The sequence below is a fragment of the Sandaracinaceae bacterium genome (assembly GCA_020633055.1).
Lineage (GTDB): Bacteria > Myxococcota_A > Polyangia > Polyangiales > Houyiibacteriaceae > JADJJE01.
Map to the genome: position 1 here is coordinate 86,057 of JACKEJ010000010.1, position 24,811 is coordinate 110,867.

At 68.8% G+C, this 24,811-nt stretch carries 10 protein-coding genes; all 10 read left to right on the top strand.

Going from position 1 to position 24,811, the window contains the following annotated elements; translation table 11 throughout:
* The first annotated feature begins 65 nt into the window (after window positions 1-65).
* The 10 genes from H6726_22885 to brxD all read left to right on the top strand — a co-directional run bounded on the left by H6726_22885 (window position 66) and on the right by brxD (window position 24,811).
* On the top strand, window positions 66-2,084 hold the full coding sequence (locus H6726_22885; protein ID MCB9660508.1) for a dynamin family protein: 2,019 nt from the start codon (window positions 66-68) through the stop codon (window positions 2,082-2,084).
* Entirely contained in the window at window positions 2,081-3,070 is a 990-nt protein-coding gene (locus H6726_22890; protein ID MCB9660509.1) for a hypothetical protein, read from the top strand. Before H6726_22885 ends, H6726_22890 begins: the two co-directional genes overlap by 4 nt.
* 9 nt (window positions 3,071-3,079) lie before the next feature.
* Window positions 3,080-5,392 carry a dynamin family protein gene (locus H6726_22895; GenBank protein MCB9660510.1) on the top strand — a complete coding sequence of 771 codons (2,313 nt, stop codon included), beginning with the start codon at window positions 3,080-3,082 and terminating at the stop codon, window positions 5,390-5,392.
* Window positions 5,393-5,396: 4 nt separating this feature from the next.
* A complete protein-coding gene (locus tag H6726_22900) occupies window positions 5,397-7,439 on the top strand; it encodes a dynamin family protein (protein MCB9660511.1) in 2,043 nt (680 codons plus the stop codon).
* 161 nt (window positions 7,440-7,600) lie between these two features.
* Window positions 7,601-8,302 carry a hypothetical protein gene (locus H6726_22905; GenBank protein MCB9660512.1) on the top strand — a complete coding sequence of 234 codons (702 nt, stop codon included), beginning with the start codon at window positions 7,601-7,603 and terminating at the stop codon, window positions 8,300-8,302.
* Between the two features lie 3 nt (window positions 8,303-8,305).
* Window positions 8,306-13,135: a protein kinase gene (locus H6726_22910; GenBank protein ID MCB9660513.1), complete on the top strand. Its 4,830-nt coding sequence runs from the start codon at window positions 8,306-8,308 to the stop codon at window positions 13,133-13,135.
* Window positions 13,135-16,752, top strand: coding sequence for a BREX-2 system adenine-specific DNA-methyltransferase PglX (gene pglX / locus H6726_22915; GenBank protein MCB9660514.1), 3,618 nt, complete (start codon window positions 13,135-13,137; stop codon window positions 16,750-16,752). The genes H6726_22910 and pglX overlap by 1 nt, the downstream gene beginning before the upstream one ends.
* A 27-nt stretch (window positions 16,753-16,779) precedes the next feature.
* On the top strand, window positions 16,780-20,535 hold the full coding sequence (locus tag H6726_22920; GenBank protein ID MCB9660515.1) for a hypothetical protein: 3,756 nt from the start codon (window positions 16,780-16,782) through the stop codon (window positions 20,533-20,535).
* The gene (gene pglZ, locus H6726_22925) at window positions 20,532-23,495 is read left to right on the top strand and encodes a BREX-2 system phosphatase PglZ (GenBank protein MCB9660516.1); all 2,964 of its coding nucleotides are present in this window, start codon (window positions 20,532-20,534) and stop codon (window positions 23,493-23,495) included. Before H6726_22920 ends, pglZ begins: the two co-directional genes overlap by 4 nt.
* Window positions 23,492-24,811 (top strand): BREX system ATP-binding protein BrxD, encoded by a 1,320-nt coding sequence (gene brxD / locus H6726_22930; protein ID MCB9660517.1) that lies wholly within the window; start codon window positions 23,492-23,494, stop codon window positions 24,809-24,811. Before pglZ ends, brxD begins: the two co-directional genes overlap by 4 nt.

Sequence of the window (24,811 nt, forward strand, 5' to 3'; positions counted from 1 at the left end):
TACGACGGATGGGCTTTCATCACCAAAGGGGCGCGTAGTGTCTACCGCCCGCAGCGAGCGGCAGCGTGATGCTACCTGCTGAAGAGGCACTCGCTGATGCGAAGCGTCGCCTTCTAGCCGCCGCAGACATTGGCGACCACCTAACGTTCATCCAGAAGTTCGCCGCTCGCTATGAGTGGCCCCAGCCTGCCGTGGATCACATCCGGGGCGCGCTAGAAGCCATTCGCGCTCGACAGGCAGACAAGGACCTGTACCTGGGCGTGGTCGGAGAGTTCTCGAGTGGGAAGACAACGTTCATCAACGCGCTCATGCGGGACGACCTTCTCAAGACCGACGTGTTGCAGGCGACCACCGCGACTGCGACCTGGATGCGATACGGGGACCAGCTCGATGTCGAGGTGACCTTTCAGGACGGCGAGCAGAGATCGTACCGGCGTGACGGCATCACGCTTTGGAACCGCTTCACCGCATGGTTCAAGAGACCCAGCTTCGGAACGGAAAAGAGCCGTCTTCGTGATTTCATTCATCGCACCACGGCGGAGGAAGCCGTCGCCGCGACGCTCGCTGGCGTGACGATCTTCCATCCCTCGGACGCCTTCCGGAGGGGACTCGTCATCATCGACACTCCAGGCATCAACGCCGCCAACCCTCGGCACGCCGAAGTCACGACTCGGGCCGTTCGGGAACAGTGCGACGCTGCCATCGTCGTGATCCCGGCAGACGTTCCGGTCTCTCAGTCGCTACTGGCGTTCATTGGCCAACATCTTTCGGATTCGGTTCACCGCTGCGTCTTCCTCGTGACGAAACTCGATCTCATCCGGCGGCCGACGGAACGCGAGCGACTGTTGCGAACGATTCCCAAGCGTTTGGAGGCTGCGCTTGGCGTATCGAATCTGTCCGTGTTGGCGGTGGCGCCCCGGACGGTTGTAGATCAGGTGACAGCGGAGGAGGAGGAGAACCCGCAGGCGGCCGAGGCGTTCCGTCGAGAGTTCGCGGTGGTCGAAGCGGAGATTTGGCAAACGTTAGGGGAGCAGCGGGAGGTCATCCTCATGGAGCGGCTGACGGTGCTGATGTCTCAGCTGCTCGCCTGGATTCCGCAGGCGCTAGACGTTCAGGAGAATGAGTACCGACGGCGCCACGAGGCCTTGCTCCGAAGTCAGATTCCCGACCTGGCCGGCTTCACGGCTGCGCGGCGGGCCTATCATCGCCAGCATCTCGCACAGTCGAGCGCGCCCCTGCGCGAACTGACACTGTCCCAGATTCGTGAGACGAGGAATGGGTTGCTGCGCGAGGTTGAAGCCGCGGTGATGGCTGTCGAGAGCAAAGCCGGGCTGAAGGGCGTGGTGGACGAGACCATTGCACCGCGGATTACCTTCGTGAAGGGGTGGCTGGGAGAGCAGGTTGCTGCTCGTCTCGACGAGTTGGGTGGTCTCGTCGCCGCGGAGCTCGCGGCATTCGAGGCTGAATTCCAGGCCCTGTATCGCCAGCTCTCGACGTTGGGCGGGGCCATCGATTACACCGAGACGCTCTCGAGTCGGTCCCTCGCTGGGAACGCACATCACGGTCTCGCGGCCGTAGCCGCTGGCATTGCGGCCGAACAGGAGAGCGCAGCTCTTCGTACCTTCGGGGGTGCGGGGGCCGGTGCAGCGATCGGCACCATGCTCATGCCCGGCATCGGTACCGTGATTGGCGGTGCCCTGGGGTGGTTCGCCGGTGCGCTCTTCGGCCCATCGCTCCCCGAGCTGAAGCAGAAGTGCTTCAGCCAACTGCGCGAGACCATCGACGCGGCGTTTTCGCAGACCCATACGAACGTATCTCGCGCCTTCGATCAGGCCGTCTTCGAGCGACAGCTGGGCCTCGCAGCGACGATCGATCGCTACTTCGCTCACTACGGTCAACTGGTCGCCCAGATGATCGAACGAGACCGGCAGGAGGCCCAGCGGCTCGAGGCCAAGCGTGAGATGATTCGTCGCGATCTTCGGGATATTGAGACGCGTCGCGCAACGCTGGAACGAGGGCGTGCTGTGTTGCGGCAGGCTGGTCGGGGTAGTCTTTCCCGGGAAGGTGCAGTGAGATGCCAGTGAGCTTCGAACTCTTGACCTCGTTGCTGCATCACCATACGGGGGACATCGAAGGGGTACTTGATGGTGTGGTGCCTGGTGTGGGCGGCCTCGAACACGCTGTCGGTGCCGTCGACGACCTTTCCGGGATCTGGGGGGATGCGGGCCAGCATGACGCGGTCGACGTGGAGCCCGTCGTGGGCGGCGACCCTTGGGCCGAAAGTGACGAGACCCGTGCGGACCATTCCCTGGAGGGGACGGAATTGACGTCCGACCCATGGCATGACGAGGGCTTGTCTCACCACACCGACGTGCTCCGCTACGAGGGCGATCCTTCCCACGATGCCTGGATGGACTCTCTCGACCAGGACGCGTTGAACGACGCGACAGGCGAGTCGGCTGCACTTGCGGTCGACGCCATGACGGCGTCCGACCCGTTGGCGTGGGAGGCGGAACCTGACGGCGTCGTCCTGGTCGGCACCCCGGATTTGGATGCTGCGTACTGGCATCATCAAGAAGGGGAGAGTTCCTGTGCCGTCGTGAGCCAGGGCTCGGTCCTCGCGTCGCTCACGGGTGAGCACTTCTCGGAGCAACAGCTGGCTTGGGAGGCCACCCAAATGGGCTCCTTCGACCCCGTGTGTGGGACTCCCCCGACAGCGGTCGGTGATCTTCTCGAGGCGCACCACGTGCCTGTCGACCGACTGGTTGGTGCAAAGGTGGGTGATCTCTACCGGGCGCTGCAGATCGGCGAGAAGGTCATCGTCGGTCTGGACGCGAACGAGATCTGGTTTCCGGACCATGGGGCTGCGGGCGAAGTCGCAGAGCTCCCCGATGCAGGTCACGCGGTGTGCATCACGGGGTTCGAGATGTCCGAAGACGGCCAGCTGTCCGTCATCATGAACGACTCGGGCGTTCCGGACGGTGCTGGCCGTCGAGTCGCAATGATGGACTTCAAGAACGCGTGGGACGACTTCGGCAACTTCGCCGTGATCACCAGGTGCAAGGGGTGAGGTGACGCCTTGACTGACCAAGAACAACTACAGGAAGCGATTGCCGCGTTCGATCGCGCTCACCCCGTCGACCATTCGAAGCCCAAGACGCTGTGGGACCTCGTCCGGCGCGTGCACGCATCACCCGTACTCGCGGAGTGGGTGACGTTGGAGAGCGAGGTGCTCACACCGCTCTTCGAGCGCGCCGAGCCAGGAGCTCGATGGGGCGCCACTCTGGTGGTGCACGCGTTGCTGGCAACCCGGAGTCAGTCCCCCGGTCGAATGACCCCGTGGGGGTACGTTGCGTGGTCGTGGCCATCGGGCAGACCGCTCGCCATGCTCGAGCTGGGAGGGCCCTTTCTCGCAGGGGACATGCCGTCTCTGTCCGTAGCGGACCGATGTACGCCCGAGATATGCCATGCCGCGGAGCGCGCATTGGGCAGCGGCGATCAGATGCCCAGCGTCTCGGCCGAACTGCTGACTTGCTACGCTCCGATCCTGCGCGCTCTCGCGAGTCGGAGTACCCCCGATGGTACGCAGCGAGCTTCTGAACCCGAGTCGCAGGTCGCCGAGGAGGGCACCAACGCAGCATCACCACCCCGCCGGCCCCCGCCGGTGCGTGAGCTGCTCGGGGCGCTCTCCAGCTCGCGTGCCTTGCTCGAAGCGTGTGGCTATGGGGAACTCCAGCGCGAATGGCACAGGATTCGTGCGTGGATGAACGCGCCGCAATTCACAGTGGTCGTCGCTGGGGAGTTCTCGCGAGGAAAGAGCACCTTCGTAAACAGCCTGCTCGCAGATGAACTCCTGCCGGTAGGAGACCTACCCACGACCGCGATGGTGGTGCGGATCTCGGACGGCCCCGAGGAGCGCTTCGTTCGGGTCGACCGCGAGCGCCGTCGCGAGACGCTCTCTCGAGAGGACCTCGATGCGCTAGTCGCGGACGATGATGGCGTGGATCCTGAGGGGATGCTTCACCTCGAACTGCCGAACTCCTGGCTGAAGGCGAGTGGCATCCAGCTGGTCGACACCCCTGGTGCTGGCGATCTCAGCGGTACCCGCGCCGAGCTCGCGACCGCGGCCATCGCGAGCAGTGACGCAACGCTCGTTGCCGTCAGCGCTACCATGGCGATGAGCCTGACGGAGCGCATGTTCGTCGAGCAGAACGTGCTTACGCGTGCGGTTCCAAAGGTCGCGGTGGTCGTCACGCGTCTGGATCAGGTGTCGCAGGCGGATCGAGCACGAGTGCTGGCTCATGTTCGGGAGCAGGTCGCGGAGCTCGCACCCGGTGCCGAGGTGTGGTCTGCCCATGGTGCCCATGTGCTCCCCTCCACGGTCACCGATATGGTCGCAGGCCCCGACGCCATTCGGCGTCGGTTGACGGCGTGGGCCAAAGACGCTTCGGAGGTCGACAGTCGCATCGTGCAGGTGGGGGAACAGCTTCTGTCTGTCCTCGATGGTGCTGGCGAAGCTCTCGCGGCCGAGTGCGACATTGTACGAAGCTACCTCGCGGGCGAGCGTGATGCAGCGGCGGCGGCGGCGAGCGCCCTTTCGCGCGCGCAGCTCGGATGGGGCGACCTGGAGCTCGAGTTCGGCCGCAGAGAGTTCGCCGTCTCGGATTGGGTCGACCAAGAGCTCCGGGGTCAGCACGGCCGGATCTCCGACGAGCTTGGCTACGAGCTGAGTCGTCATCCCGCACCTGGGACGTGGTGGGAGAAAGACCTGCCGTATCGGTTCAACCGAGCCGTGACCCAGCACCTGAGCCATCTGGAGAAGCAGCTTCAGCAACGCATCGCGACCGACGCAAATTGGCTCCGCACTTCAGTGCGCGAGCAGTTCGATCGTCAGCTGGGCCTGGAGAGACCGGGTGCGGTCGTGGAGGCACCGGCCGAGGCTCCGGATCTGGTGGACGCGGGCTTCAACATGGGGACGGCGCAGAAGGCGGGCCGCATCGGCTCTCTGTTGGTAGGTGTCGTGGCCGCGGCGCTGTTCAGCTTCCCACCCGCCGCGATTCTGGTTGGTGGGATTGCCGGCCTGCTGTCGGAGTCGTTCACGAAGCGCAAGGTCGAGGACCAACGCGAGCGCCTTTGCAAAGAGCTCGAGACCGTGTTGACGACAGCTCTCAAAGAGGTGGGAGACGCCACCAAGGTCCGCATCGCGGGCATCTATCGCGAAATCATGGCGGAGACGAAGAAGCAGGAGCAGCTCTGGCGTTCGTCCCGAGAGCAGGCGATTTCGAGGGCGAGCACCGTCGACGACAATCAGGAGCTTCTGGCCAAACTGGAGGCGAGAACGGCAGAGCTCCAGTCCCTGAAGGCCCAATTGATCAAGGTGATGGAGGGATAGGACGATGTCCGATTTTTCACGCACATACGAGGTCTATCGCGCGCGCATGCAAGCGCTCGGAAAGATCGTGGCCAAGGCCGAGCAGCAGTTCAAGGCACTCGATATGTCGGCATGGGCGGACATTGCGTCAGCTGTGCAGGGCAGACTGGAGTCTGACCGCTTCAAGGTAATTGTGGTCGGCGAGTTCAAGCGCGGGAAGAGCACGTTCATCAATGCGCTCCTCACGGAGGAGGTGCTTCCAGCGTTCGCGACACCGTGCACCGCCGTCATCAATGAGGTCAAGTGGGGCCCGGAGAAGCGTGCTGTCTTGCATTTTCGAAACCCGCTTCCCGGGCACCTGCCTCCGCTCCCTGAACGTGCGCGGGAGCATATCGCGAGCTTCGCCGATGGAACGGTCGGTCCGATGGAAGTCGAAATCGACGAGCTCGAAGAGTATGTGGTCATCCCGGAGGACGCCAACGACCAGGCCCAGGCGGTCGCCGAGTCGCCCTACGAGAAAGCCGAGATCTACTGGCCGATTCAGCTTTGCCAGAACGGAGTCGAGATCATCGATTCCCCGGGGTTGAACGAACACGGGACGCGGACGAAGGTCACCCTGGACTACATGAACCAGGTGGACGCGGTGTTGTTCGTGATGTCGTGTCAGGCCCTCGCCAGCCAGTCCGAGTTGAAGGAGATTCAGAGGAGCATCCGGGGGGCAGGGCACGAGCACATCTTCTTCATCGCGAATCGCTTCGACGAGATCCGACCGCGCGAGCGTGACCGACTCGTTTCCTACGGCAAAAAGGTGCTGACTCCGCTCACGGCGATGGGGTCCGATGGCGTCTATTTTCTGTCGGCCCTCGACGCCCTCGATGGTCGCCTCAACGGTGACGATGCACGGGTGGAGCGCTCGGGCATCGATCCTCTGGAGGCTGGATTGGCTCGCTTCCTCACGAAGAATCGCGGGTCGCTCAAGCTGTTGGCGCCTGCGCAGGAGATCCTGAAGGGCGTCCGGGAAGCTCGCGCAGAGGTCATCCCAGAACGCCGCGGCATGCTCGACACGAGCGAGCAGGAACTCAGGTCTCGCTACGAGAAGGAGAGGCCGGCATTCGAGGCGGCCGATCGTCGTCGCCAGCAGATTGTCGGAAAGGCCGACCAGGTCAGGGACCGGCTACGCAAGGAAGTCGAGCGAGTGGCCTCGGCCTACTTCAGAGCGCTGGCCGACAAGATTCCTCGATGGGCCGAGGAGCTCGAACTAGAGACTTCATTCTCGGTGATGACGCTCAGTCCCAAAGCGAAACTAGAAGAGATGACAGCGGAGGTTCTCGCTGGTCTACAGAGCCAGATAGAAGAGGATTTCAAGACTTGGCAGGAGACTGAGCTCAAGCCGATCGTGGAAGACCGATTGCAGCACATGAACGACTCATTGTCGGCGGACATTGGCGTTCTTCTCAGCGACCTGAGTAGCCTGTCGGAGAGGTTGAGTGGAACCTCGAAGGGTCTGGAAGAGTCGCCTGACGTCTCGCCGATGGAGCGAGTGTTGGCTGCTGCCGGCGGATTTTTGATCGCGGGCGTAGGGGCGGGATTGGTCGGCGGGACCCTCGGCTTCAAAGAAATGATGAAGAGCCTTGGCCCGCAGATTGCGCTGATCGCCGGGATGTTCGCCTTGGGGCTCACGAACCCCATCACGATGATTCCCGTCCTGGTGGCAGGCGGCGTGCTGCAGGGAGTGCTCAAGGGAGGTCAGATCACCGACAAGGTAAAGAGCAAGATCGCCGAGCAGCTCGCCGGCGACATGCGCGAGAAGGCGGACGAGCGTTCGAGAGCAATCGCTGACGATGTCTACGAGCAGACAGGAGCGCTGCGCGATGGAATCGAGGCTGGAATGGCTGTGGAGGTTCAGAAGATCCGCGAGCAGGTGGAATGCATCCTGGAAGAGCTTCGCGAGGGGCGAGAGCAGGCCACGCAGAAGCGGGCGGAGCTCGACGCGTCCCTGAAGGTGCTCGGTGCTCTCGAGGGCGAGATCGACGACCTCGTGATGGGATTGGTCAACGAGGTGGTGTGAACCGACAACGGGTAGTTCGTCGACCCCGTCACTGCTCATGCTTTCAGTCGGTCACAATCACACCGCCGGATGGCCTCTCGGGGCCTGGTAGCGTGAACGAACTCACGATTCCTGCCTTCACCCCACCCTCGTCTGGTATTCTCTGCTCCCCCGGGAGGCTCATGAACACCCACGCCTACTATCAAGCGGCTCTGGCCGGATTGCGTCATGTCGAAGCTCGTCGCCCCACGGGACGGCGCTTCGGAGCGGACGCGGACGCTCGCTGGGCGCGCCTCGCGGGTGATCTGACGACGGCGGAGCGGCTGGACCTGCTCATCCGCGACGCGGACGCGCAGTGGCCGGGGGCGTTCGGCGCTCGGACGGTGTTCGCGCTGGACGGCGTGGCAGAGGACGAGGCGTTCGGTCCGGAGTGGGAGTCGCTGGACGCAGTGGACGCGAACGAGCTCTGGCGAACACCCACAGACGCCGCGGTGGAGTCCAGCGCGGAGCGGTCGCTCGCAGCGGCGGCCTCGGCGTGGCGGCTGAGGCCGGCCGTGGACGCGGTCCACGCGGAGCACTTCACGGGGCCAGTGGATCCGGCGCATCGTCTCCTGGTGGTCGGCCCGAGCGCGGTGGCGGCGACGGTTCGCGCGTTCGCCGCGGGCTCGGATCTCGACTTCGGAGAGCAAGTGGTGGTGGTCGCCACGCCGCCGGCGCATCGGCAAGTCGCGGCGCTGGCGAGCGCGCTGCTCAACGCGCCTCGCGGGACGGCGCTCCGCCTCGCGACCGACAAGACCCCGCTGAAGCGCGCCCATCGGCTCGTCGCCTCCACTGACGCTGCGCCCGAGGACCTCGCCACCGCCCGCGCGCTGACCGAGGCCTGAACGATGGCGCTCGGCAACGACCGCTTCCATCTCATCGGCGAGACGCCCCACGCGCACGAACGCGAGGCGATCAAGTTCGCGCGGGAGCAGCTCCCGGATCAGGACCCCTACCACCTGTGGGGTCTGGTGGAGCTCTACGAGCGCTCCACGGGCCGGACGCACGAGATCGACATGCTCGTCATCGGGCACTCGGCGATCTACCTGGTAGAGGCGAAGAGCCACCCGGGCCAAATCGACGGCGACATCGTGGATTGGCGCTGGCGACCGCCCGACTCGGATCGGGTCATCTGCCTGACGCCGCCCTTCCCGGGCGCGAACCACAAGGCCAAGGTGATCCGCTCGCGCCTCGAGCGGCTCGTGGGCCGCCGCGCGCGAGTGCCCTGGGTGGAAGCCCTGGTCTTCATGAGCGCGCCGGACCTGGAGCTGAAGCTCACGGGAGACGCGCGCACGCACGTGGTGACGCGCGGCACCTTCCGCGACGCCATCGTGCACCACCGCTTCCCCGGCGCCCCGGAGAACTGGCGCGGCCAGCGCATCAACCGGCCGGACATGCTGGAGATCGTGCGCGCCTGCGAGGAGCTGGGCTTCCGCCCCCGCAAGGCCAAGCGCTACGTCGGCTCGTACGAGACCCAGGAGCTGCTCGCCGACGGCCCCGGCTACCAGGACCGCGTCGCGGTCCACCGGACGAACCCGCACATGCGCGCCATCGCGCGCACGTACCTCGTGCCGGATCAGACGAGCGTCGCGCGCCGCCAGCAGCTCCTCCGCGCGGCAGAGCGCGAGTCGCATCTGCTCTGGGACGTCCGCGATCATCCCAACGTCCTGCGGATGAACGACTACGTGACGGGCGAGGCCGCCCCCCTCGGCCCCACCGTCCTCTTCGACCCCTTCGACCGCGGCGTCCCGCTCGACGAGTTCCTCAAGAACACGCCGAACCTCGAGCTCCACGAACGCTACGAGATCATCGAGCAGGTCGGCCGCGCGCTCGCGCATTGCCACCGCCGGAGCGTCGTCCACGGCGCGGTCTCGCCCTCCGCCATCCTCGTCCGCCGCGCCGACGTCTCGCCCGACGGAGAGCCCCGCGGCGCGATCGAGACTCGCCTCTACAACTTCCAGCTCGGCGTCGGTGGCGCCGCGGATCCCACGAGCCACCTCACGGCGTTCGCGCTGGACACCAGCGCCGTCTACCAGGCTCCCGAGGTCCTCGAGAACCCCGGCGATCGCTCCCCCGCGTCCGACACCTACAGCCTCGGCGCGGTCGCCCACCTCGTCTTCACAGGCGCCCCGCCCGGGACGACCCTGGTGGACGTCCGTCAGCGCCTCCAGCGCGCCGGCAACCTGAACCCCGCGGACGTCTCCGGCGGCGAGATCTCCGCTGGCATCTGCGAGGCCATCGCCCTCGCCACCGAGCTCTCCGTGGCCTCGCGCGCGGACAGCGTGGAGGATTGGGTCGAGCTGCTCCTCGAGGGCATGACCGAGCCCACCGAGCCCTTCGCCGCAGCTGCTGCGGCCAGCGCCCCGGCCGACGTCGATCCGCTCGACGCCCCGAAGGGCGCGCTCCTCGGCGCCGGCGATCCCGCGCACCCCGACGAGGCCCTCCGCGTCCTCGGCTTCCTCGGCCAGGGCGCCACCTCGCGCGTCCTCCAGGTCCGCCGCGTCCGCCTCGCGCGCGACGCCGAGCCCACCGAGATCGACGGCAAGGACCTCGCCCTCAAGATCAGCCTCGAGGCCGTCCACGACGAGCGCCTGCACGCCGAAGCCGACGCCATCGAGCGCTTCCGCGACTCCCACATCGTGCACCTCGAGGAGCGCCGCGTCCTCGCCGGCCGCACCTGCCTCCTGCTCGGCTTCGCGGGCGAGCACACCCTCCAAGAGCACGTCTCGCTCAACGGCACGCTCGACCTCACCACAGCGTCCCGCCTCGGCGAAGACCTCCTCCACGCCCTCGAGTACCTCGAAGAAGAAGCCCGCGTCGTCCACCGCGACATCAAGCCCGCCAACCTCGGCGTGCTCTCGCTCAACAAGCAGCGCCTCCGGCTCCGCCTCTTCGACTTCTCCCTCGCGTCCACCTCGCCCACGGAGCTCAACGTCGGCACGTCCGCGTACCGCGACCCCTTCCTGCCCGATCGCGCCGCCTGGGACTACGCCGCGGATCGCTGGAGCGCCGCCGTCACCCTGCACGAGATGCTCACCGGCGCGCGCCCCTCCTTCGGGGGCTCCGCCATGGCGCCCGACGCGCAGCTCCGCCTCGCCGCCGAGCGCTTCGACCCGGCCGCCCGCGACCGCCTCGTCGAGTTCTTCACCTGCGCCCTCGCGCGCCAGGTCACGGACCGCTTCCAGACCGCCGCGGACATGCGCCACGCGTGGGTCGCCAGCTTCGAGGCCCCGGCCCCGAGCCTCGCCACCGCGCCGAGCGCCGCCGAGAGCCCTGCCCCATCCGGGGCGAGCGAGCCCACCCCCGCGCCGACCTCTCCCACCGCCGCGACCCAAGCCACTGTCATCGACGCGCCCTCGACGGAGCCCACCCCCGCGACGCCCAGCGACGGCGCCGCCCAGCCCTCCGGCACCGGCGTCGACGCGGAGCGCGCGTACACCGCCGCCGACCTCGACCCCATCCGCCCCGACACCCCCATCGAGGCGCTCCCGCTCAGCCCCCGCGCCCGCAACGCCCTCGACCGCGCTGGCTACTCGCGCGCCGAGGAGCTCCTCGCCCTCCCGGAGAACCGCCTCTCCGCCATCCGCGGCGTGGGCCGCCTCGTCACCCGCGAGGTCCTAGCTTTCCGCAACGCCTGGAACGAGCACGCCGCGCCCTCCGCGCCCTCCGTCGAGGCCTTCGTGCCCGGCTTCGTGCCCCCGTCCGGCAGCCGCCCCACCCTCGAGCCCGTCGTGGACGGCGCCTTCGCGGCCGTCCTCCGCGACGCCGGCATCACCATCCTCGGCCTCCTGGCCATCGCACCCCGCGCGCAGATCGAGGCGCTCGCCGAGAAGCACGGCGCCGACGCCAACGCCCTCCGCAAAGCGCTCGTGAAGGCGTCCGGGAAGACGACGAGCAAGCACACGGCCGCCCAGACCGCCGCGACTTCCCAGACCGACACGTCTGGCGCCGACGACACACTCACCAACACCGGCGAGGCCCTCGCGCCCCCGCCGGGCGGCAAGACCCCCGCCGAGTGGCTCGACCTCCTGCTGCCCGCGCGCCCCAAGTACGCCGAGTACGTCCGTGGTCTCTACGGCCTCGCCGCACCCTTCACGGGGCGCCTCAACGTCACCATGAGCGAGGCGGCCACACACTTCGGCTGCTCCCGCCAGAACCTCTACCTCGCCGTCGGCCGCGCGCGCGACACCTGGGCCGAGCTCGACGCGCTCGATCCCCTCCTGCTCCTGGTGGAGACCATCATCCGTGACGCCGGGGGCGGCCTCTCCCTCGCCCGCGCCGCGGAGGCCATCGCCGCCCTCCCGCCGAGCGAGACCCTCGTCCCCTCCCGCGAGCCGGACCCGGGCCTCGCGCGCGCCCAGGCCGCCGCGCTCTTCCGCGTCGCCGCCGAGCTCGAGAAGGACGAGACCGACAGCATCCGCGTGCTGCGCCTCACCGCCGGCGCCGAAGCAGACGCCTCCCCCGACGCGGCGTCCGACGCGAAGCCCGGCGAGCGCCTCTTCGTCGTCGCCACCCAGGAGCACGGCGACGCCATCCGCCGACTCGCCAAGGCCGCGGATCGCCTCGCCGCGCGCAGCGTCCTCGCGTCGCCCGACCAAGTCCAGCAGGACCTCGCCGAGGCCGCGAAGGGCAGCCCCTTCGCGTCCCTCGACCCGGCGCGCCTCGTCGCCCTCGCCGCCGACGCCTCGGGCGCCGCCGCCTGCTCCTCGCGCCTGGAGATCTACCCGCGGGGCATGAGCGTCGAGCGCGCCCTCGAGCTCGTCCACTCCTCCGGCATCTTCCGCCACGGCCTCCGCCCCGAGCACGTCCTGGCCCGCGTCCGAGCCCGCTTCCCAGACGCGGCCCCCCTGCCGCCACGCCCTGCGCTGGACGCCCTCGTCGGCGCCTTCGGCCTCGTCTGGGACCCGGAGCAGCTCCACTACACCACTCGGAGCGCGCACCTCCACACCAGCCTCTCCACCGAGCTCCACTCCCACACGCAGATCGGCACGACCTCGGTCGCGCCCTCTCGCCCCTCCGGCGTCCCCCCCAGCGCCCCCCGCCGCGCGCCCACGCCCGCCAAGAAGGTCGACGCCCACGCCCGCAAGAGCCGCGAGTTCGACGAGCAGCTCCGCATCGCCGTGGACCGCCGTCTCTTCCGCGTCGTCGGCGTGAACGTCAACCACGCCCTGCTCGCCGAGCGCGCCCTCGCCGCCCGCCTCGGCGTCACGCCCACGGCCCTGGACACAGAGCTCCTCCGCATGCTCAGCGTCAAGATGCGCGAGTTCGAGGTGGACGAGGCCGACGTCCACGACATCGACCGCGAGGGCCCGGGCGGCCCCGATTGGGGCGAGTTCTGCGGCCTCGTGGCCAGCGCCGCCGACGCCCTCGCCGACCGCCTCTTCCCGCGCGAAGGCCAAGCCGCGCCCGAGGAGAGGGAAGACGCGCCCCCGCTGCTGCTGACCCGCCCCGGGCTCATCGCCCGCTACGAGCTCGGCGACTTCCTCACCCGCCTCGTCACCGCGAGCCAGGCCAGCGACGCCCGCGCCACCTTCCTCCTCGTCCCCCAATTCGACGAGCGCGGCGTCCCGCACATCAACCGCACTTTCCCCATTGAGAACGCCCGCGGGGCCGCGCTCCACCTGCCCTTCGCGTGGGTCCAGGACCACCTCCCCACCCCGGATCGAGGAGCCGCCTGATGGCCGCCAAGAAGAAGACGCCCCAAGCCGCGACCAAGACCGCGACCAAGACCGCGACCAAGCGCGGCTCCAAGAAGAAGCAGGGCCTCGCGGACCTCCCTGCGCAGGCCGATCCGCGCGCCCCACTGGACGCCGCGCTCCTGCTCACCTCCGCCCGCGGCGTCCTCGCCATATTGGAGAAGGACCTCGAGGCCCGCATCGAGCACTCCCCCGCCGTCACCCGTGCGCTGAAAGCCCAGCACGCCCACGAGAAGGCTGACGAGCGCACCGCCGACGCTTTCCCCCAGTGGCGCGACGCCTTCGTCGAGCAGGTCGCCGCCGCCTGGCTCCTCAGCTGCGTCTTCGTCCGCGTCCTCGAAGACCGCGGCCTCCTCGGCCAGCATCGCCTCGCTGGCCCCGGCGCCGCCGACAGCCAGCGCACCTTCTTCGAGATGGCCCCCTCGCTCACCGAGCGGGACTACCTCCTCCTTGTCTTCCGCGAGCTCTCCCGCCTCCCCGCCGCCGCCGGTCTCTTCGACGCTCAGCACAACCCCGTCTGGAAGCTCGCCCCCAGCGCCGAGGGCGCCAAGGCCCTGCTCCAGCTCTTCCGCACCCCCCACGCGGATGCGCCCGCGCTCCGCTTCGGCCAGGACGACACCCGCTTCCTCGGCGACCTCTACCAGGACCTCAACGAGAACGTCCGCAAGCGCTTCGCGCTCCTGCAAACGCCGGACTTCGTGGAGTCCTTCATCCTCGACCAGACCCTCGACCCCGCCATCCAGAAGTTCGGCCTCGACCAGACCGACCTCATCGACCCCACCTGCGGCAGCGGTCACTTCTTGTTGGGCGCCTTCGAGCGCGTCTACGACGCGCGCTTGCGCGAAGAGCCCGGCCTGGCGCCCCGCGAGGCCGCCCGCCGCGCGCTCGACCAGGTCTACGGCGCCGACATCAACCCCTACGCCGTCGCCGTCGCCCGCTTCCGGCTCACGCTCGCGTTCCTCGACAAGGCCGGCTTCGCACGGCTGGCGGATGCGCCTGCGCTCCCAATCCACGTCGTCGTCGCCGACTCGCTGCTCCACAACCCCCAGCACGAGCAGCTCACCTTCGGCGGCCAGGACGGACAGTCCGCCGCCGACTGGGAGGGGAAGCTCTACGCGCTCGAGGACGAGGCCGCGGCGCGAGCGGTGCTCGGGCGGCGCTTCGCGGCGGTGGTGGGGAACCCGCCGTACATCTCGACGAAGGACAAGGTTCTCAGGGATCGCTACCGCGCCAGCTATCGAACCGCTGCCGGGAAATACACGCTCGCGGTTCCGCTCACTGAACGCTTCTTTCAGCTTGGCAGGGCGGGAGCTCGGGTGGGAATGATCACCGCCAATTCGTTCATGAAGCGCGAATTCGGAAAGACACTCATCGAGGACTACCTTCCCACCGTCAACCTCGACCTCATCGTCAACACTTCGGGTGCGTACATCCCCGGGCACGGCACGCCCACGGTGCTGCTCTTCGGATCCTCCGAGGAGCCGTGCGGCGACGAAGTGCTCGCCGTGCTCGCCAAGCGTGGCGAACCCAAGACTCCGGACGACCCTGCGCGCGGCGAGGTCTGGTCCAGCATCGCGGATCACTACCGCGAGGTCGGGTTCGAGAACGATTACGTCAGTATCGCGGAGGTCACACGCAGTGATCTCCGAGTACATCCGTGGAGCCTAGCGGGTGGCGGCGCCGAGGACCTCAAGTCACTGATCGAGGACCGTGGCGCCCGGACACTTGCGGACGTCATTGACACCATTGGAGTCATGTGTGTCCCGGGCACGGACGAGGTTCTGACGGCTTCAACGAGCAACACGTTTCGCAGGAATGGGTTTGCTGAGGAGGCCTGGCGTCCGTTCGTTACCGGCGAGATGATTCGTGATTGGTCGCTGGCCAGTGGCGCATGCGTATACGCGCATGGCGAGAGTGGAGAGTATCGCGAAATTCCGTCCGCTGAGCGGTACCTATGGCCGTATCGCTCCACTCTTGAGAACTACATATTCTTTGGAAAGACCAAGTCTCAACGAGGACTTGACTGGCGGGAGATGGGAACCGTAGTCAAGGACAAGCTCAAGACCCCCCTCAGCATCACCTTCGCCTTCGTCGCCACCCACAACCACTTCGTCCTCGACCGCGGCGGCAAAGTCTTCAACCGCTCCGCCCCGATCATCAAGCTCCCCGAAACCGCCACCGAGGACGACCACCTCGCCCTCCTCGCCTACCTCAACAGCTCCACTGCGTGCTTCTGGATGAAGCAGGTGTTCTACCCGAAGGGCGGCGACCAGATGGGTGATGGTGGGCGACTCTCGAAGACGTCGTGGGAAGATCGCTACGAGTTCGCCGGAACTGGCTTGAAAGGACTCCCGCTTCCCGAACTCGACGGCCTTCTCCCCTATGCACGAAAGCTCGATTCGCTAGCGAATGAACGCCAGGCGCTTTCGCCAGCGCGGCTCATCGAGACGACAGATGCGGCGGTGCTCGCGCAGCGGATTGAGGATGCGCAACTCCGTTCCAACCGCCTGTTCTTCGAGATGGTCGCGCTCCAGGAGGAACTCGACTGGATGGTCTACAGGCTCTTCGGACTCGGGACGCAAGAGCTAGCGGGAGTGCTCCACGCGGGCGAACTTGCTCCGGGGCAGAGACCCTTCGAGCGGAGCGTCTGGAAAGCAACGGGTGGCGAGGGTCCCGATGCCGTCTGGTTCACTCGAAGCGGATACGAGCCACCGACCGGGAAGCCAACCGCAATCGAGGCAGCCCGACAGGCCGCCACCGACGCCTCACGCAACCTCGGATTGATCGAAAGCCTCGACTGCAAGCGTCGTTGGACGCTCACCGATCACGACGCCGCGTTGCGAAGCGCTGCCAGCGCTCACTTCGCAAGTCGCCTGGAAGGCATGTTCGAATCGCCGCTCGTGACGAGCGAGGCATCGCTGTTGCAGCAGCTCCTAGACGACGCCAAGAGCACGGCGCTGGCGGCGATGATCTTCGAAAGCGCGGATGCCCTTCGCTCACAGGCCGGCCTCCTGGCCGACGACACCATCCCCTACCTCGCCGCCCTCCGCTTCACCCCCGCCGGCCTCGAGAAGCACGCCCAGTGGCAGCACACCTGGGACCTCCAGCGCCGCGAGGACGCCGGCGAGAAGCTCGCCGAGCCTATCCCCGTGCCGCCGAAGTACGACCAGAAGGACTACCGCGACGGTCGCTTCTGGTCGCTCCGCGGCAAGCTGGACGTGCCCAAGGAGCGCTTCATCAGCTACCCCGGCTGCGAGTCCGACGAGGACGGCGAGCCCGTCTACGGCTGGGCCGGCTGGGACCACCTAGAGCGCGCCCAGGCGCTCGTCGCGCTCTACAACGACCGCAAGGACCGCGAGGGCTGGACCACCGAGCGCCTCCTGCCGATGCTCGTCGGGCTCCAGGAGCTCATCCCCTGGCTCCTCCAATGGCACAACGAGCCCTCCGCCGAGTTCGACGGACTCCGCATGGGCCAGACCTACGCCGACTTCCTCGACAGCGAGCGCCGCAACCACGGCGTCACCCCCGAGCAGCTCGCCGCATTCCGCCCCGAGGACCACCCCGAGGTCTTTGGCGGGAAGAAGAAACGCACGAAGTAACCGGCCGCCGCACCGCGTCTCCGAATCATGGCATCACCCTCCACCATCTCTCCCCGCGTCCGTGACCTGCTCGACCTCCCCGAGCGCGTCCGCAAGGGCGACTTCGTCCTCAAGCTGAACGAGGGCCTGACCCGGCCGGAAGAGACGGCCGGCACCTTCGTGGCCACGCCGCCTCTCGTCGACGCGTTCGATCGCGCGCTCGGCCTGGTGGGCAGCGCGCTCCGCGACGGCAAGAGCCAGGCGGCCTACCTCCACGGCAGCTTCGGTAGCGGTAAGTCGCACTTCATGGCCGTGCTCAGCCTGCTGCTGGAGGCGCACGAGGCGGCGTGGAAGAAGCCAGAGCTCCACGCGCTCCGCGAGAAGCACGGCTTCGTCGGCAAGACCAAGCTGCTCCAGCTCCGCTTTCACATGATCGGCAAGGAGAGCCTCGAGTCCGCCGTCTTCCGCGGCTACCTCGAGGCGATGGACGAGCGGCATCCGGGCGAGGTGCTCCCCGGCGTGTTCGCGGACGAGGCGCTCTTCGACGACGCGGCCAAGTTCCTGGACGAGCTGGGCGACGAGACCTTCTTCGAGCCGATGAACGCGAAGAGCGGCGGCCAGACAGGCAACAAATCGGGCGGCAAGACGGGCGGGCGGCTCGGGAAGTTCGCGGAGAGCAAGCGCTGGACGCGGGAGCGCTTCGAGGCGTGCCGACGCTCGCTCGTGCCGAGCGAACGGGCGGAGCTCTTCACGGCGCTGGTGGAGACGCGCTTCCCCTCCTACCGCGACCAGAACCAGTTCGTGGACATCGACGACGGCCTGGCCGAGCTCGCGCGCCACGCGAAGGGCCTGGGCTACGACGGCATCGTCCTCTTCCTGGACGAGCTCATCTTGTGGCTGGCCCACAAGGCGAGCGACAGCCAATGGCTGCACAACGAGGTGCAGAAAATGGTGAAGCTCGTGGAGGCGCAGGCCGCGCACCGCGAGGTGCCCATCGTGAGCTTCATCGCGCGGCAGCGGAACCTGGCGGACATGGTCGGCGAGGAATACGCGGGCGACGAGCAAGCCCGCCTCGCGCACTCGCTCGAGTATTGGGAGGGGCGCTTCGACAAGATCGTCCTCGAGGACCGCAACCTCCCCGCCGTGGTGGAGAAGCGCGTCGTGAAGCCCAAGGACGACGGCGCGCGGGCTCAGCTCGACAAGGCCTTCGAGTCCATGAAGCGCGGCGCCACCGGTGGCTCGTGGGAGACCATGCTGGGCGGGCTCGACGGCGCGGCCTTCCGCCAGCTGTACCCCTTCAGCCCGGCCCTGGTGGACGCGCTCGTCGCGCTCAGCAACTCGCTCCAGCGCTCGCGCACGGCCATCCGGCTCTTGAACGAGCTCCTGGTGGACCACGTGGAGGACCTCCGCGTGGGCGAGGTGGTGCGCGTCGGCGACCTCTTCGACGTGCTCGCCGGGGGCGAAGATGCGGCGGACGGCGTGATGCGCGCGCGCTTTCAGAGCGCGAAGCGGCTCTACAAGGAAGACCTGCTCCCCGTCATCCAGGCCACGAACCAGACCGCCACGCCCGAGAAATGCCAGCGCCTCCGCCCGGACGCGGTGGTGGCCATCGGCTGCTCCAACTGCCCGGAGCGGAGCTGTCGGCACGACAACCGCATCATCAAGACGCTGCTCATCGCCGCGCTCGTCCCGGGCGTGGACGTGCTGAAGAACATGACGGTGAGCCGCCTGGTGCAGCTCAACCACGGCTCCCTCAAGACCCCCATCCCCGGCAACGAGGTGGCCACCAGCGCCAAGCGCCTGCGCGACTGGGCGAGTCAGGTGGGTCAGCTGCAGATCGGCGAGCAGAGCGACCCCACGGTGAGCCTCCGCCTCGAGGGCGTCTCGGTGGGCCCCATCCTGCAATCGGCGCGCGACAAGGACTCGCACGGCGCGCGGCAGCTGGCGCTGCGGAACATGCTCTTCGAGGCGATGGGCCTCGAGTCCCCGAACGACTCCAAGACGGAGAAGGCGCTCACCTGGCGCGGCACGAACCGTCGCGGCCTGGTGCGCTTCGCGAACGTGCGGCGACTCACCAGCAGCACGCTCGAGTGCGCGACGGAGGACGACTTCCAGGTCATCGTGGACTACCCCTTCGACGACTCGGGGCACGGCCCGAGCGACGACCAGGACGTCCTCGAGGCGTTCATGGCCCAGGGCAAGGGCACGTGGACGCTGGTCTGGCTGCCGAGCTTCTTCTCCCAGGAGGTGAACGAGCTGCTCGGCGAGGTGGTGGTGCTGGAGCACATCCTCTCGTCCACCGAGACCAAGAAGCGCTACCTCGGGAGCCTGGGCGTGGAGGATCGCGCGCGCGCGGAGCTGGACCTCGAGAGCCTGAAGGCGCAGAAGCGGAACCGGCTGCGGCAGTCCATCGAGCAGGCCTACGGCATGCGCGCGGACCGGGCGGAGGACCTGGACAGCGGGCGCCTGGTGGACAAGCCGCTCGTGGTGCTCAAGCCAGGGGCGACGGTGCAGATGTCGCTCGCGCCCAACCTCGGCGAGGCGCTGGACAGCTTCCTCCCGCAGCTCCTCGAGCAGCGCTACCCGCGGCACCCCGAGCTCGAGGGGAGCTTCTCTGCGCGCCGCATGGAGGTCTTGCTGGACGCGTTCGGGCGGGTCGTGGACGCGCCGGAGAAGCGCATCGCGGCGGATCGGGATCTCGTGAAGTCCGTCCGGACCTCGCTGGCGGCGCTCGGCCTCGTGCGCGTGACGGAGGGCGCGGTGCTGCTCATGGAGGACAAGGTGCTCCAGGAGATCGAGCGACGGCGCGCGCAGGAGGGTGAGGAGCACCCCACCGTGGAGGAGGTGCGCGCGTGGATCGACGGGACGGGCCGCATGGGCCTCCCGCTCGAGATCCTGGACCTCGTGGTGCGCTGCTACGCACGCTGGTCGGCTCGGACGATGGTGGTCGGCGGGCGGGTCTACACGGCGAGCGCCAAGGGGGTGCTGCCCTCCGACGCGGTGCTGGAGAAGCCGCGCCTCCCCGGCGAGGCGGCGTGGAACGCGGCGCTCGGGCTCGTGAGCGTGGTCTTCGGCGAGACCTTCGCGGGCAAGGGGCTCCATGGCGAGAACCTCGTCCGGTTGGCCGAGCGGTTGCGCGAGCGGCGCGAGCGTGCGCTGGGGCCGGTGGAGGCGCTGCCGGGTGCGCTGCTCGAGCGGCTACGAGGGATGGGCGTGGATGCGGAAGCGTCCGGCGGGAGCGACGCACCGCCGCGGCTCGTGACGGCGCAGAGCGCCCGCGCGCTGCTGCACGCGTTGGACACGGACGACGCGGTGGCGCTGGTGGAGGCGCTGGCCGCGTTCCAGCCGGCCACGAGCAGCAAGGCGCTGCGCGACCACCTCACCAGCGCGGCGGCGGTGCTGAAGGTGCTGCAGGACAACCTGGTCTTCGGCGTCTTCGAGTCACTCGGCGCACGCGCGGACGACGTGCCGGGCGCGGCCGAGCTCTTGGACGACGTGCGGCGCTGCCTGCGGCAGGACGAGCTGAACGAGCACGCGGCGACCACCCTGCGCAACCTGGCGGAGCGGGCGCAGCTCCTGACCGCGCCCACGGGCCCGGCCAAGCCTGGCGGCGGCGCGAAGAAGCCGGGGACGAGGGTGGTGGCCTCGCGCACGCTCGACGCGTCCGGCCGAGCGGCCGCGCTGGCCGCGCTGGACGAAGCGGTGGCGGAGCTCCGCGCGGCCATCGAGTCTGGCGAGGATGTCGTCCTCCACGGCAAGCTCGAGGTCCTCGTGCGAAGTGACGACGACGGAGGGCACGGATGAGCGCGGACGCGACAGCGGCCGGCCTGGTCGTGCCCGTCGTGAGCCGGCAGGACCTCGCGGAGGACTTGAAGCGCCTCTATGAAAGCCCGCGGGAACACCACCTCTTCGCCTACTACGGCACGGGCAGCGAGGACGCGGTGGACCTCCCCAACGCGGCTCGCGTCACGGTGGTCCCGGTGCGGAGCGAGCTCGAGCTGCGGATGAAGCTGCCGCTCCTCGATGACGACGCGCGGGTGGCGTTCCTGGTGCCCTTCAAGGGCGAGGTCCCGCTGGACCTCCAGGCCCGCTTCGCGCTGAACGGGCGCGTGCGGCGGATCCGGGCGGATGCGCGGCTCCGCCGCATCTTCGGCGTGAAGGATCTGGACGACGAAGTGCACGGCAGCGCGCTCGCGCAGTACCTGCTGGACCAGGGCGCGCCAACGATGGCGGTGCGCGAGAACGTCTCGCGCCTCACGCCCGCCGGCATGTGGGACGCGTACTTCCAGCACACGTGGCGGGTGACCTGGGCGGGTGATCCCACCGCCGCGGCCGCGCTCGGTTGGGCCGTGCGCGACGGTCACGGCCCCGCGTTCGCGAAGGCGATGGCCGAGGGGCTGGGCGCGGCCGCGCGCGAGGAGTGGCTCGGCTACCTGGAGGTGCGGCTGCCGGCCCTCGGCCGGACGCTCTGGGAGACCTGGGAGCGCGGCGAGGCCGAGAAGCTACTCACCTACGGCATGGTGCTCGAGCCCTTCGCGGAGACGTTCGCGGCGGCCGCGGACGAGGCGGACGCTGGCGGCAGCGGCGGCAACGGCACCAACAGCGCCACCCTGACGAAGCCCGAGGTCACCTGGACGCGCATGACGTTGAAGGCCGAGTTCGGGGTCGAGGATCCGGCCTCGGCGTTCAGGCTCGCCGCGCGCCTCGCGCGGGCCACCGACGGTGCGCTCCGCTACGCGAGCACGCGCGACTCGGAGCGCGACACGGCGTGGCTCCGCACACTGCTGGCCGCGGCGGACGCGATCGCGGCGGATCCGGCGCTCGCGCACGGCGTGTCCCAGAGCCGGCGCCTCCCCCGGGCATGGGCGAAGCGCCTCGACACGCTCGGCGCGGCGCTGGAGTCCGCAGCGAAGTCGGCCAGCGCCGCGCAGAAGCGCGGACCGGACGCCAGCCGCTCGGGGCTCGAGGCGGCCGATGTCGAGGCCGTCCACCGCGCGCTCCGTGGGCTGGAAGAGCATCACGCCTACTTGCACGCGAAGGGCGTCGTGCAGCGCGCGGAGATGGCGGCGCGGCTCGTGGCGTGGTTGGCGGCGCGCCCGGAGCTGGAGCGGCTCGGCGGGCTGACGCCCTCCTCGGACGCCGAAGCGTTGGCGCGTTGGTACGCGGACGAGGGCGGCTACGTGGACCGCGCGCGGCGCTACGCCCGTGGGCCGGCGGTGGACGCGCTGGGGCGCGGAGCCCAGGCCGTCGTCGCGGTGGCCGACGGCGCGCGCGAGGAGCTCGACCGGCGCTTCGCCGAGGGGCTCGCCGCGTGGCTCGAGGCAGGGAAGCGGTCCACGCAGCTCGTGCCGATCGAGAGCGCGCTGGACAGCGTGGCCGTGCCGTTCTTGCAGGCGAACGAGGAGCATCGCCTCTTGGTGTTGCTCATGGATGGGATGGCCTGGGCGCAGGCGGTGGAGCTCCTGGAGTCGCTCGGTGAGCAGGGCTCCGCCTGGGGTCCGCTGGCGTGGCATCGGCTGAAGAGCGGTCGACTGGGCGAGGGCTTCTACCCGTCCGTCATTGCGTCGCAGCCGACGCTGACGAACGTGAGCCGCGCGGCGTTCTTCGCGGGGAAGCCGATCGACGACGGAAAGCTCCCCCCGACGGATCTCGACGTGCGCCGGTTCCGGGACCACAAGGGAATCGGCAAGTTCTTCGAGGGCGCCGACACGCCGACGCTGCTCTTGCGGAGCGACGGGCACACCCCGGGCGGTTCGGCCTCCGAGGCCGCGCTGAACCTCGTGGCGGACCCGAACGCCCGGGTGGTGGGCATCGTCATCAACGCCATCGACTCCTCGCTGAAGGGCGACGCCCAGCAGGTGCAGCGGTGGGACGTGAAGGCGTTCCGCTCGCTCGAGGATCTGCTCACCAAGGCGCGCGACGCGCGCCGGAGCATCCTCCTGGCGAGCGACCACGGTCACGTGCCGAGCGACCGGCTGACGTCCATGCCCCGCTCCACCGACGGCGGCGCGCGTTGGCGGCAGTGGGGCGGTCCGAGCGACGAGCTGGCCGAGGGCGAGATCCTTTTGCGCGGCAAGCACGTGTGGACGCCGAAGGGCGCCGAGGGCGTGGTGCTGCTCACGGACGACGCCAAGCGCTACGGCGGCTCCGCGACGGCGGGCGAGCACGGCGGCGCCACGCTGGCGGAGGTCGTCGCGCCCTGCGTGCTCATCGGCGCGAGCGTGAACGCGGACGAGGCCGAGGGCCCGGACGCGGCCACCCGCGTGATGGGCGCGCACGCACCCTCGTGGTGGCTCTTCGACGTGCGCGACAAGGTGCGCCCCTCGAGCGTGCCGCCGCCCCCGGTGGACAAGAGCAAGAAGAAGCGGGGCGCCAAGGCGCCGGAGGGGCAGCTCTCGCTGGTTGGGGTCGTCCCGCCCGAGCCGCCGCCCCCGGCTGCGGCTCAAACGGCGCCGGCCGACGATGCGCTCCGCGCGGTGCGCGCGCTGGGGCAATCCGAGGAGTTCCGCGCGCGGGCCAAGGGCGAGGACGAGGCCAAGTTGCTGCGCGCGGTGGACTTCCTGATCGCCCAGAACGGCGCGGCGCGCGCGGCGGCGTTCGCGTCCGCCCTCGGGGAGCTGCCCTTCCGAGTCGGCGGCGTCGTCTCGCGGATGCAGGGCGTGCTCAACGTGGACGGCTACGCCGTGCTCCGCTTCGACCGTCAGAACGACCAGGTCTACCTGGACCGCAACAAGCTGAACGAGCTCTTCGAGGTGAATGTATGAGTGGTCCGAGTCCGCTGAAGCGGCGCGAGGTCATCGACGCGCTCCGTGTGGGTGCGGTGCCGGAGCGCGGGCTCGAGACCTTCGCCGTAGGCATGGACCGCTTCGAGCGCGCCATCGACGAGGAGCTCGACAGCGCGGCCGCCGGCGCCGGGAAGTTCAAGGCGGTGCGCGGCGAGTACGGCACCGGCAAGACCTTCTTCTCGCGCTGGCTCGAGCACCGCGCGCGGCAGCGCGGCTTCGCGACGGCGAACGTCCAGATCTCGGAGAGCGAGACGCCGCTCCACCGCATGGAGACGGTGTACCGGCGCGCGGTGGAGAACCTCCAGACCGCCGAGTGGTCGGAGGGCGCGTTCCGCTCGCTGATCGACAAGTGGTTCTACTCGCTCGAAGACGAAGTCCTGGCGGGTGGCTCGGTGGACGTCTCCGACGCGGACGCCATCGCCAAGGCGGTGGGCGAGCTGCTCGAGCAACGGCTCGCGTCCGTGAGCGCGACGCAGCCACAGTTCGCGGCGGCGCTACGGCGGGCGCATACGGCGCGCGTGAAGGGCGAGCACGCCATCGCCGAGGGGCTCATCGCCTGGCTCATGGGGCAGCCCAACGTGGGCGCGGACATCAAGCGCAGCGCCGGCCTCAAGGGCGAGCTGGATCACTACGGCGCCTCGGGCTTCATCCGCGGCTTGCTGGAGGTGCTTCGGCAGACCGGGCGGCGTGGGCTAGTGCTGGTGCTGGACGAGGTGGAGACCATCCAGCGCGTGCGCGCGGACAGTCGCGAGAAGAGCCTGAACGCGCTCCGGCAGCTCATCGACGAGCTCATCGCCGGAACCTACCCCGGCCTGTACGTGCTCATCACCGGCACGCCGCAGTTCTTCGACGGGCCGCAGGGCGTGAAGCGCGCGCCGGCGCTCGCACAGCGACTGCACACGGAGTTCGGCAAGGACCCGCGCTTCGACAGCGCGCGGGCCGTGCAGCTCCGCCTCCTCCCGTTCACCGAGGAGCGGATGATGGAGGTCGGTCGACGCGTGGTGACGCTCTACCCAACTCACGAGGAGGAGCGCGTGCGCGGCACCGTAAACGACAAGGTGCTGGAGAGCCTCTCCCGCGGGGTCACCGGAAAGCTCGGCGGCAACGTCGGCGTCGCGCCGCGGATCTTCCTGAAGCGTGTGGTGGACGTGCTCGACCGCGTCGAGGAGCACCCCGACTTCGTGCCCGCGCGGGACTACGAACTCGTCGTGAACGCGGAGGAGCTGCACGATGAAGAGCGCGTGGCCGCCGGCATCACGCGGAGCGTGGACGACATCGAGCTGGACCTGGGCTGA